At 26.9% G+C, this 12,036-nt stretch carries 11 protein-coding genes; 8 read left to right on the top strand and 3 right to left on the bottom strand.

Going from position 1 to position 12,036, the window contains the following annotated elements; translation table 11 throughout:
* Positions 1 to 91: 91 nt before the first annotated feature.
* The gene (locus ACH36K_RS17420) at positions 92 to 1,021 is read right to left on the bottom strand and encodes a hypothetical protein (protein WP_411168856.1); all 930 of its coding nucleotides are present in this window, start codon (positions 1,019 to 1,021) and stop codon (positions 92 to 94) included.
* A gap of 93 nt (positions 1,022 to 1,114) precedes the next feature.
* On the bottom strand, positions 1,115 to 1,522 hold the full coding sequence (locus ACH36K_RS17415; protein ID WP_411168855.1) for a Fur family transcriptional regulator: 408 nt from the start codon (positions 1,520 to 1,522) through the stop codon (positions 1,115 to 1,117).
* A 305-nt stretch (positions 1,523 to 1,827) separates the two neighbouring features.
* Here ACH36K_RS17415 and ACH36K_RS17410 point away from each other — a divergent pair, with 305 nt between their 5' ends.
* The 3 genes from ACH36K_RS17410 to ACH36K_RS17400 all read left to right on the top strand — a co-directional run bounded on the left by ACH36K_RS17410 (position 1,828) and on the right by ACH36K_RS17400 (position 3,814).
* Positions 1,828 to 2,160 carry a hypothetical protein gene (locus tag ACH36K_RS17410; protein ID WP_411168854.1) on the top strand — a complete coding sequence of 111 codons (333 nt, stop codon included), beginning with the start codon at positions 1,828 to 1,830 and terminating at the stop codon, positions 2,158 to 2,160.
* A gap of 109 nt (positions 2,161 to 2,269) precedes the next feature.
* A complete protein-coding gene (locus tag ACH36K_RS17405) occupies positions 2,270 to 3,475 on the top strand; it encodes an EAL and HDOD domain-containing protein (protein ID WP_411168853.1) in 1,206 nt (401 codons plus the stop codon).
* A 117-nt stretch (positions 3,476 to 3,592) separates the two neighbouring features.
* A complete protein-coding gene (locus ACH36K_RS17400; RefSeq protein ID WP_322379512.1) occupies positions 3,593 to 3,814 on the top strand; it encodes a hypothetical protein in 222 nt (73 codons plus the stop codon).
* Between the two features lie 21 nt (positions 3,815 to 3,835).
* Here the strand turns inward: ACH36K_RS17400 and ACH36K_RS17395 are convergent, their stop codons facing one another.
* Positions 3,836 to 5,302, bottom strand: coding sequence for a nicotinate phosphoribosyltransferase (locus ACH36K_RS17395; RefSeq protein WP_411168852.1), 1,467 nt, complete (start codon positions 5,300 to 5,302; stop codon positions 3,836 to 3,838).
* Positions 5,303 to 5,462: 160 nt separating this feature from the next.
* Between ACH36K_RS17395 and ACH36K_RS17390 the strand changes: the two genes are divergently transcribed.
* The 5 genes from ACH36K_RS17390 (at position 5,463) to ACH36K_RS17370 (ending at position 12,034) form a co-directional block, all read left to right on the top strand.
* Complete coding sequence (locus ACH36K_RS17390; RefSeq protein ID WP_411168851.1) at positions 5,463 to 7,454, top strand: ATP-dependent helicase; 1,992 nt, start codon at positions 5,463 to 5,465, stop codon at positions 7,452 to 7,454.
* 63 nt (positions 7,455 to 7,517) lie between these two features.
* On the top strand, positions 7,518 to 7,676 hold the full coding sequence (locus ACH36K_RS17385) for a hypothetical protein (protein ID WP_411168850.1): 159 nt from the start codon (positions 7,518 to 7,520) through the stop codon (positions 7,674 to 7,676).
* A 38-nt stretch (positions 7,677 to 7,714) separates the two neighbouring features.
* Positions 7,715 to 9,739: a cell division protein FtsA gene (locus ACH36K_RS17380; RefSeq protein WP_411168849.1), complete on the top strand. Its 2,025-nt coding sequence runs from the start codon at positions 7,715 to 7,717 to the stop codon at positions 9,737 to 9,739.
* Positions 9,740 to 9,805: 66 nt separating this feature from the next.
* The gene (locus ACH36K_RS17375; RefSeq protein ID WP_411168848.1) at positions 9,806 to 10,996 is read left to right on the top strand and encodes a M20 metallopeptidase family protein; all 1,191 of its coding nucleotides are present in this window, start codon (positions 9,806 to 9,808) and stop codon (positions 10,994 to 10,996) included.
* A gap of 66 nt (positions 10,997 to 11,062) precedes the next feature.
* Positions 11,063 to 12,034, top strand: a complete 972-nt coding sequence (locus ACH36K_RS17370) for an RluA family pseudouridine synthase (RefSeq protein WP_411168847.1) — start codon at positions 11,063 to 11,065, stop codon at positions 12,032 to 12,034.
* Positions 12,035 to 12,036: the final 2 nt, after the last annotated feature.

Here is a 12,036-nt window from a genome sequence, read left to right as displayed (position 1 = left end):
AAGTATTCTCCTATAGCAAATGAAGAGAAATCTTCATTTAAGCTAAACCCCCCCATCCCCCTTTTAGGCCGCTAATAGCGGCCTTTTAATTTCATAATTTTTTTATTGAGGATATTTTAAGAGAACCATAGCCGTCTTCTTGAACAGTTAAATAGAGCACTAACTCTTTAACAGAAGATGAATCATTTGTATTTTTAACACATTCAAATGATAATATCCAATTAATTCCTAAGGAATTTCCGTTAGTATCCCATTTAAAATCAGTAAAATATCCATTTTGAAAAGAGTATCTAAAATTTTCTTTATCTAGCCCCCATAGTGTTGCCAGTTCGGTGCTTTTAATATTTGAAGTAAAAATGTTAGGAGCTTCGGAGAGTTCGTAAGGTGCTTCGATTATATCTATAAATCCTTGAATAGATGAAAGACCGGGGACCTTGGGCTTTGAAAATGTTATATCTTTTAAATATTCTCCTAAAAACATAAATCCCTTTGTAGACTCATCTCCTTTACTAGAAGATAAAGATAGCAATCTAGGCGTTTTATTGTTGTTAGAGTCTAATATTCCTATTATATTATCATTGGACACAAAAGTATTTATAAATTCGGATCCATTCCATGAAAATACATAATTAATTGGAGTTTTGTCTTTGGATAATCTAGCGATTACCTCAGGTATATTATTTCTAGATAAATCAATCATATCAACTTTCATAGGCCATTTTGAAAGGGAATCTCCAAGTAATTTTGAACCATATCTATTAACTAGTGAATAATTTTTATCTTTAATTTTTATATTTAATATGTAGCTATTACTTTCCTTAGATATTTCAAATTTATCACTTTCACCATCACCATTTAAATCAAAATCAGTATCATTTTTAGAAGTTAATGGAGTTATAGTTTGAATTGAAGCAGAATCTTTAACAAAAAAATAAGTAGATGAAACTAATACAAAAAGTATCAGAAAAGTTAGTATATAAGATAATACTTTATTTTTTTTTATAATTATAAACTTTGACATACAATCACCTCATTTTATTATATGAAGGTGATTAGTAATTAATTCAATATAAATAAAAAGCTAGAAATTAATTAAAATTTCTAGCTTAATTACTTATTGACAATCTTTACATAATCCGTAAAAGAATATTTTGTTTGATAAAACTTTATATTCTGAGCACTCCTCAGCAGTACGATTAAGAGTAGAAAATGATACGTTTTCTAAATCATTTACCTTACTACAGTTTATACACTGAATATGAGCATGTTCATGTGAATTAGCATCATATCTAAAATTACCTTCACCAACATTAATTTCTTGAACTAAGTTAACTTCTACTAAAGTCTTTAATGCTTTATAAACTGTAGCTAAACTCATAGTAGGATATTCAGGTTGAAGTGCTTTGTATATAATTTCTGCAGAAGGATGTTCATTTGTACTCATTAAATATTTATAAACTGCTAATCTTTGGGGAGTAAGTTTAAGTTTCTTTTCTCTAAAGATAGAAGTTATATTCTCCATAATACACCATCCTTTTATATTCTTTCTACAATTATATAATAGAAAATGTTATAAGTCAATATGTATTTTTTAGTAGCAAATACTAATAAATAATAAATATTAATTATTAGAAAATTTCATATTTTATAACAAAATCTTCTTAATAAGTATTGTAATTCTAAATTTAATATGATAATATAATGTTGAGATTGTTAATAAATTAACAACTTATAAAATTATCATATTTAAAAAGTATGAAATAATAATATCATAAAAATTAGCAATAATATATAATAAATATAAAATATTTATGAGGAGGAATTGGAATGTCAAAATATAAGGTTGGTGACGAATTAATTGTAATTAGTAATGCTTCAGAGGAAAAAGTTAAATTAAGAGAACTAACACAGCTTACAACAGATGGAGATTATGCCCAAATATCATGGGGATTGAAAATAGTTAAAGTTGAATATGACAAACCATATGTAACTTTAACATATAGAAACTTAGATGGTGAATTAAATAAAGTATTTGCAGAATGTAGAGATATAGAAAATTTTGATCAAGAGATGGTTTTAGAAAAAGCACTTCTTAAAGCATTTACAAATGAAATAATAAATATATCAGTAGTTAAAAATAGTAGCCATTGCAAAAGATAAAAAAGGAGAGTAATCTCCTTTTTTAATTTTATAAAAAATGTAATGCATTCTTTAAAATTGAATAGTATTATTATATAATTATTATAAATTAATAATTGAGGATGAGAAAATGGATATTTTTATAGCAAGGCAAGGAATATACGATGTAGAAGAAAAAGTAATAGCTTATGAATTGCTTTATAGAAATTCATTAAAAAATAGCTTTAATGAATCTATAGAGGATGAAGTAGCTACATATAAAGTAATAGAAAATATATCTTCATTTGGACTTGATACATTAACTGACAATAAGAAAGCTTTTGTTAATTTCCCAGAGAAGCTAATAGAAAAAGATATTGCTACATTATTACCGAAGGAAAAAGTAGTGATAGAAATATTAGAAACAGTGTATCCATCTGAAGAAATAATAGAAAAGCTGCTCTTATTGAAAGATATTGGATATTATATAGCATTAGATGATGTGGTAGATGAAAATCATGTTACAAATTTTATTGGAGTTATAGATATAGTAAAGGTTGATTTTATACTTTCTTCAAGGGAATCAAGAAAAAAGATAGCATTTATATGTAAAAAAAATAATATTAAGATGTTAGCGGAAAAGATAGAAACATTAGAAGACTTAGAGGAAGCAAAAGAGTTAGGATTTGATTATTTCCAAGGGTATTATTATAGTAAACCATCTATATTTTTAGGGAAAGATATTGCAATTAAAAATACTAGTATTTTTAATATATTAGTGGAATTAATAAGAGAAGATTATGATTTAGACAAGGTAGAATATATAATGAAGACTGATATTGCACTTACATATAAGTTTTTAAGATTTATAAATTCATCTTATTTTAATTTTCTTCAGGAAATAAAATCTATAAAGCAAGCTATTATCTTAATAGGGAAAGAAGAGCTTAGAAAGTGGTTATCAATTTTATCAGTTGTAGAGATTTCATCAGGAAAAAATGATGAATATGCAAAAAACATAGTAATACGTGCAAAATTTTGTGAGGGAATAGCTAATATATTATCGCCTAAAGATAGGGCATCAGCATTTATGGTTGGATTATTCTCTAATTTGCATCTAATGATGGAAAAAGATATTGAATATGTTGTAGAAAACCTACCTGTTAATGTAGAAATAAAAAATGCCTTAATGGGAGAAGAAAATTTTTTAAGAAGTATATTAGGATTAGCCTTAGCTTACGAAATATTAGATAATGATAATATAAGAATTCAATGTAATAAATTAAAAATTAAGCAAGGGTTACTATGGGATGTATATTGTGGTTCTATTGAGTGGAGTAAAAATATAGGGAATTAAGTCGATAATTTCTTTTCAAAAATATCCAGAAAACACTTTCTTTTACCAAAAAGATGTACTATAATATAAGAAAATTCTGATTTCGTTTTCACGTATTGGGTATTGGGAGGGGAAGTTATGAGTAAGTGTCCATTTTGGTCAACCAATAAAGAAAAAGTAGGTTGCTACAATGCATGTCCAATGCATTCGGTAAGTAATGAAAGTGAACCATGTCCATTTAAGGAATTTTTATCTTCAAATAATAAAGTAACATTTGTTGATAATATGGATGAAGACTTATTTTATTCACAAGATAGATATTTAAATTATGATATGAATGAAAAAGTTATTAATTATTAAAAAGAGTGCATAAGCACTCTTTTATTTTATACATTTATGAAGTAGGTCTTGTTTTAATGTCCATAATTCACTAGATAAATCAACATAATAAGTATGAGGATTCTCAAATCTTAATATTTCAGGCCACATCCTTAGACTTTCACTTTTTGAAAACTCTTTTATTTCTAAAACGGAAGGACTAGTATAAACTTGAGATCCTTTATCAAAAATTTTAACCATTAAATCTTTAACATAAAAGTTAGTAACTAACTTTCTTTTCCAAGTTTCTATAGGGTGAAATATTTCAAGTGGCTTAGATTCATCAACAGCCTCATGATTTAAAGCTATAAGGTCAGCAATTGCATTATTTGTCTCTTTATCATAAATTCTATATATCTTTTTAAAGCCTGGGTTAGTTATTTTTTCGCTATTTTCACTTATTTTTATTTTAGGAATAATTTTATCATTATTTTCTACGGCCACAAGCTTATAAACGCCACCGAAAACAGGCTCTGATTTAGCAGTAATTAATCTTTCACCAACACCAAATGAATCTATGCAAGCACCTTGATTTAAAACATCTCTTATAATATGTTCATCTAATGAGTTGGATACTATTATTTTACAGTCAGGATATCCAGCTGAATCTAAGAGGTTCCTACATTTCTTAGTTAAATAAGTTATATCTCCAGAATCTATTCTAATTCCCTTAGGTCTTTTACCTATAGGTTTTAATACTTCATCAAATACTTTTATAGCATTTGGTAATCCGGATTTTAATACATTATATGTGTCAATGAGAAGTGAACAATTATCAGGATATACCTCTGCCCAAGCTTTAAAAGCCTCGTACTCTGTATCAAATAGTTGAACCCAACTGTGAGCCATTGTTCCAACTGCAGGTACATCAAAATATTTATCAGCAATTGTACATGCTGTTGAATCACAACCTCCAATTATTGAAGCTCTAGCACCATAAATTGCACCATCATATCCTTGAGCTCTACGAGAACCAAATTCCATAACTGTTCTACCAGCAGCAGCTCTACATATTCTATTAGCTTTAGTAGCTATAAGAGTTTGATGATTAATAGTAAGTAGTATCATAGTTTCTATAAATTGAGCTTGAACAACAGGACCTTTAACTATTACTAATGGTTGATTTGGAAAAACGAAGTTTCCTTCAGGTATTGCCCAAACATCACATTCAAATTTAAAGTTCTCTAGGTATTTTAAAAATTCCTCTGAAAATAAGTTTTTACTTTTTAAATAATCTATATCTGATTCAGTAAATTTCAAATTGTTTAGATATTGTATTAATTGATCTACACCAGCCATTATACAGTATCCACCGCCATCTGGAACTCTTCTAAAATACATATCAAAATATGCAATTTTATTTTGGATCTCTTTATTAAAATATCCATTAGCCATTGTTAGTTCGTAAAAATCTACTAACATAGTAAGATTACGTTCGTTAGTAACATCAAATCTAATTAAGTTTTCCATGTTTTTCTCCTCTTATAATAAATAACATTCAAAATAGTAAATTCATTAATTCATAGAGTACATTAATATATAAATATATTGTACATCTATACATAAATTATTACAATATAGTTATTTGTACTATAAAAAGGTTAATAATATAAGATAAAAAGGAGGCAGTATGAAGATTAGTTTAGATAAATATCAAGATGAAGCCGTATATATAAAAGATAAAAATGTATTAGTAGTTGCTGCACCAGGATCTGGAAAAACTACTGTTATAATTAACAGAGTAAATTATTTAGTAAATCAGTTAAGAGTAAAATTAGGAAATATAATAATAATAACTTTTACAAGAGCTGCAGCTGATAATATGAAAAATAGGTACAAGAACGTATTTAATAGAGAGATTGCACCTTTTTTTGGAACTTTTCATGGATTGTTCTATAAAATCCTTTTAAGGGAAGGTTTTAACATATCAATAGTTGAGGGAGGAGTTTCTCATAGAATAATTAAGTCTGTATTATCTAAGTATTCAGATGATGTAAGTGAAGATAAAATAAAAGAGGCTTTAAATAATATTTCATTTTTTAAAACATCATTAAAAAATATTGAAGACTTTACTCCAACTATGGCTAAAGATATTTTTATTGAATGTCTTAACAAGTATGAAGAATATAAGTCAAAGAATGGATTTTGGGATTTTGATGATTTATCTATAAAGGTTATAAATTTATTTGAAAATGATAATAGAGTACTAAATAAGTATATAAGCGTATTTAAATATATTTTAGTTGATGAATTTCAAGACTGTGATGAGTTACAAATGCGATTTTTAAAGCTTATAAACAAAGAAAACTCTCTATTTGCTGTTGGTGATGAGGATCAATGCATTTATAGTTTTAGAGGATCTAAACCTGAATATATGGTAAGCTTTGATAAAAATTTTCCAAGTGCTAAAAAAATATATTTATCTATTAATTATAGAAGTAATGAAAATATAGTTGAAGCTTCAAAGGAAATAATAAAGCATAATAAAAGTAGAAATAATAAGATTATACATTCGTATAAAAGCTCAATTGGAATAATAAAGTTTAATACTCCATATGATGAAAAAATGCAAGGGGAAGAGATAGGTAATATAATAGAGAAATCTATAGATGGTTTAAGTGAAAATGCAGTATTGTATAGAACTAATATGGAGGCTAGAAGCATGATAGATACATTTACTCGTAGAAAGATTCCATTTGTGCTTTTAGATAAAGGATATAATTTTTTTGATCACTTTATATGTAAAGATATGCTTTCATACTTAAAGCTTGCAATTAATATAAAAGATAAAGAAAATTTTTTAGCAGTAATAAATAAACCCTTTAGATATATTAGCAAATCAAATTTAGAATATATAAGAAGATCCTTTGAAGATAAATCACCATTTGATATTTTAATAGAAAAAAATGATACGCCGCCATATCAAGCCAAAAAACTTAACGAATTGAAGAGAGACATAAGTTATCTTAATAAGTTATCTTTATCTGGTGCAATACAGTATATTATTTCTGAATTAAATTATATAGATTACTTAAAAGATTATGGAGAAAGATATAAACAAAGTATAGAGGAATTAGAAGAAATATTAGAGGAATTTAAAAGTGCAGCAGATGGATTTAAAACAATAATGGAATTACTTGGACATGTAGAAAGAGTAAAAGAAAAAATAGAAGAAAGTAAGGAAGTAGAAGAAGGAGTAATTTTAAGTACAATTCATGGTGTTAAAGGTATGGAATTTAAAAATGTTTTTATAATTAATTCAAATGAAGAAACAATACCCCATAAATCATCTATGGAAGATAATATAGAAGAAGAAAGACGACTATTTTATGTTTCTGTAACCAGAGCTATAAATAATTTATATATATTCTCTCCTAAAACTCAAAGGGGAAGATTTAGAGATATATCTAGATTTGTTATTGAAGGTGGTTTTAAGGAGATAAATAAAAATGAGGATTATGGAATAAAGGTTAACGATATAATTCATCATAGAACTTACGGAGATGGTAAGGTTTTATCAATAGAAAAGGATGTAATTAAAATAGATTTTGGTGATTACTTAAGCAAAAGTTTCTCTTTAAAGGTGCTTATGGAAAATAATCTTATTATAATAATAAACTAAGTGTTCACTATTCTTTTTTTAGGATGTATAATCTTATTATGGTAATAAAAGGGGGATTTGTAAGTGGCTTATATTTTAATAGGAATATTATTATTTGTTGTACTTTATTTCGTTATAACATTTGCAGTAGAAAGTGGAGTTTATTATGCCCTACTTAAATTCGAGAAGGTTAGAAAAAAAGATGATATAGATAATTTTTTAAAAGATAATGATAACCTTTAATAGATAATATATGATAGTAAATTATGAGGTGATAGCAAATGAATAATGTAAGTTTAAAGGATATTAAATTTGCACTAGATGTAGGAACAAGATCTATTATTGGAAGTGTAGGAATAGTAGAAGAGAATAGATTTAATGTTATATGTGAAAAGTACTTAGAGCATGAAGAAAGAGCAATGGTAGATGGACAAATTCATGACATAGAATTAGTAGCTAAAGGTGTAAAAAAAATAGTAGATTATATAGAGGCAGAAATAGGAATCCAATTAGAAAATGTTTCTATTGCAGCAGCAGGTAGATTTTTAAAAACAATCAATTCTCAAGGAGAAATGGAATTGGATTCAGAAGAAGAAATAACAAAGGAAGATGTAAGAAAGTTAGAACTAATAGCTCTAAAGAAAGCTGAAAATGAAATAAATAAGACTACAGAAGGAAAGTTATATTGTGTTGGGTATTCTGTAAAAAACTATTATTTAAATGGATTTGTAATATCTAATTTAATTGGACATAAAGGTGAAAATGTTTCTGTAGAAGTAATAGCAACTTTTTTACCTAGATCAGTAGTTGATTCATTATATACAGTTATGAAAAAGGTTGGACTTAGAGTAAGTAATTTAACTTTAGAACCAATAGCTGCAATAGAAGCGGTTGTTCCTAAAAATTTAAGGCTATTAAATATAGCATTAGTTGATATAGGAGCTGGAACATCAGATATAGCTATAAGCTCTAAAGAAAGCATATCTTCTTATGGAATGGTTCCACAAGCTGGAGATGAAGTTACAGAAGCCATAGTTCAAGAGTACTTAGTTGATTTTAATACTGCTGAATACATAAAAAGAAGTTTAGAAAAAGAAGATGAAATAACATATATTGATATACTTGGTTTAGAAAATAAAATAAAATCAGAGGATATAAAGAAACTAATAAAGCCAACAGTTAGAAAAATTGCTGAGGGAATAGCTGCAAAGATAATAGAGTTAAATGTAAATAAATCACCAAGTGCTTTATTTTTAGTTGGTGGTGGAGCACATACTCCAGGAATAATTGATGAGCTTAGTGATAAATTAAATATGCCAATTCAAAGAATAGCTATAAAGGATAGAAAGTCTGTAGTTGAATGTATTAGTGATAATAATTTAGGCTCGGCAGGGGTTACAGTTTTAGGTATTGCATTAACAGCTTTAAAAAATGGTGAAAATGATTTTATAGATGTAATTCTAAATGGTAGTCCAGTAACTATGTTTAATTCACATAATCACACTATTATGGATGTTATAATTCAAGCAGGTATAAATCCAGTTATGCTTATAGGGAAAAATGGAAAGAATTTAAGATATAAGTTAAATGGTGTGAAAAGAATCGTATTTGGTGAAAAAGGAAGAAATCCAATTATAAAACTTAATGGCAAATTAGAAAGTATGGATAAGAGAGTTAAGGCTGGAGATGATATAGAAATATCTTATGCTATTACAGGAAAAGATGCAAAATCTAAAATAGTAGAACAAATAAAGGAGTTTAATAGTATAAGTATATATATAAATAATAATTTAGTTAGTCTAGAGCCTATAATATTTGCTAACGATAGTATAGTTAATTTAGATTACTTTATAAATGAGGATGATGATATTAAGATAATACTTCCAAAGTCAATTTCGGATATAAAAAACTATGTAATAAAAGAAGAGGTAGTTATAGAAAAGAATGGTATTAAATTATTAGAAGATTATGTTGTTAATGAAGGTGATAAGTTAACATTATATTATAATGATTCACTGAGTAATGAAGTTTCTGTTGAAGTAGATAAAACTTTAAGTACAAGTTATTCAAAAGAAAATGATAAAAAAACTAACGATGAAAATTATAATGAGATTAAAGTAACAGTTGATAATAAGTTAGTAACACTTAGTGGACAAAAAGATTATATATTTGTGGATATTTTTAACTATATAGATTTTGATTTAAAAGAAGCAAAGGGGATAATAAATTTATTCCTAAATGGAAATAAGGTTGGATATACAGAAAAGTTAAAATCAGGAGACCATATTGAAATATTATGGAGTTAGACTTTATTAAAAATCAAATATTATAGCTATAGGAGTGGTTGGGTGAAATAAATAGGGGGCAAAAACATGAATTTTAAAAATCAAGCAATAAGCCTAAAAGAGGAGCTAATAACCATAAGAAGAACACTTCACCAATACCCTGAATTAGGTATGGAGGAATTTGAAACATCTAAATTTATAAAAAACTTTTTGAAAAATGAAGGAATAGAATTTATAGAAGTTTCTAATACAGGTGTATGTGGGATAATAAATGGAACTAAAGAAAGTATTAAAATTCATAAAAAAACTATAGCTTTAAGAGGAGATATAGATGGATTACCAATTGCAGATAAAAAGCAGTGCAATTATTCATCAAAAATTATAGGAAAGATGCATGCATGTGGACATGATGCTCATACTACAATATTACTTGGAACAGCTAAAATATTAAATAAAAACAAACATTTATTTAGTGGAAATGTAAAATTATTATTTGAACCAGCAGAAGAAACTATAGGTGGAGCTAGGTTTATGATAGAAGAAGGTGTACTTGATAATCCTAAAGTTGATTGTATATGTGGGCTTCATGTTGAAGAAACATTAGAATGCGGAACAATAATGGTTAAACATGGAGTGGTTAATGCAGCATCTAATCCATTTACAATTAGGATAAAGGGCTCAGGTGGACATGGAGCTTATCCTCATACAACTGTTGATCCAATTGTTATAGCTAGTCATGTAGTATTAGGGATGCAAACAATAGTGAGTAGAGAAATTAATACAATGAATCCAACTGTTATAACAGTTGGTAGTATTCATGGTGGAACAGCAAAAAACATAATACCGGAGGAAGTAGAAATAAGTGGTATTATACGAACTATGAGTAAAGAAGATAGAGCTTTTGTTAAAAAGAGATTAGTTGAAATTGTTGAAGGAATATGTAAATCTTCAAGAGCGAGTGCAGAAATTCATATAGAAGAGTCATATCCAAATCTTTATAATAACGATAACATGGTCGACTTATTTAAGTTGGGAGCAGAGAAAATAATAGGAAAAGAAAATATATTACTTCAAAAAAATCCCAAAATGGGAGTAGAGAGTTTTGCTTATTTTGCAAATGAAATACCAGCAGTATTTTATTTTTTAGGTTCAGGAAACAAAAATAAAAATATAATTTATCCTGCACATAGTAGCTTATTTGATATAGATGAAGATTGCTTACCATTGGGGGTTGCAATGCAATGCCAAATAGTATTTGAATATTTGACAAGAAGCTAATTTAATATTAATCTATAACAATGGAGAAAATATAGTTAGAATACTAAAAAACTAGGAGTGATTAGTTTGAGAATAGAAATAGGCACAAATGAAGCAGGTCAAAGATTAGATAAATTTTTAAGAAAATTATTAAAGGATGTTCCTTTAAGCAAAATTTTTAAAGCTTTGAGAAAAGGCGATGTAAGGGTTAATGGTAAGAAGCAAAAAGAAAATTACTCTTTGCAAATAGATGATGTAGTAGAAATAAAATATATACAAAGTAATAAAGAAAAGCCGGAAGAAAAATTTATTAAAGTTAATGCTAGAGGAATGAAAATTACTTATGAAGATGCTAATATACTAATAGTTGAAAAGTGGCCTAATATTTTAGTTCATCCTGATGAAAAAGGAAAAGAACCAAGTTTAACTGATTATGTTTTATCGTATTTAAATGAAAAGGGAGATTACTTACCTGAAAATGAATTAACATTTACTCCTGCACCATGTAATAGATTAGATAGAAATACTTCAGGAATAGTTATATTCGGTAAAAACTTTGAAGCTTTAAGATCAATGAATGAAATGATAAGAGAAGGCAAAGTGGAAAAGTATTACAATACCTTAGTTAAAGGTAAAATAAAAGATGGATTATATAAAGGATATATTCATAAAAATGAAGAAGCTAATATATCAAAAATATATGATGAAAAAATATCAGATTCAAAAGAAATAGCAATGGAAGTTAAAACTATAAAAACAAATGGAGCATATTCATTTTTAGAAATAGATTTAATAACAGGAAGAAGTCATCAAATTAGAGCTCATTTATCACATTTAGGAACTCCTATAATTGGTGATAATAAATATGGAGATAGAAAATTAAATTCATTTTTTGCAAATAAGTTTGGACTTGATTGTCAATTCTTATACGCTTATAAATTGATTTTTAGAGATGCACCAGATAAATTAAGCTATTTAAACAACAAAACTATAATAGAAAGCTTACCACCAGTATTTAAGAAGATTAAAAATGATGTGTTTAAATTCACAATAAAATAAAA

Source organism: Clostridium sp. MB05 (assembly GCF_046581255.1).
Taxonomy (GTDB): Bacteria; Bacillota; Clostridia; order Clostridiales; family Clostridiaceae; genus Clostridium.
The sequence above is the reverse complement of the archived record's forward strand: the minus strand, read 5'-3'. Positions and strand labels throughout refer to the sequence as shown.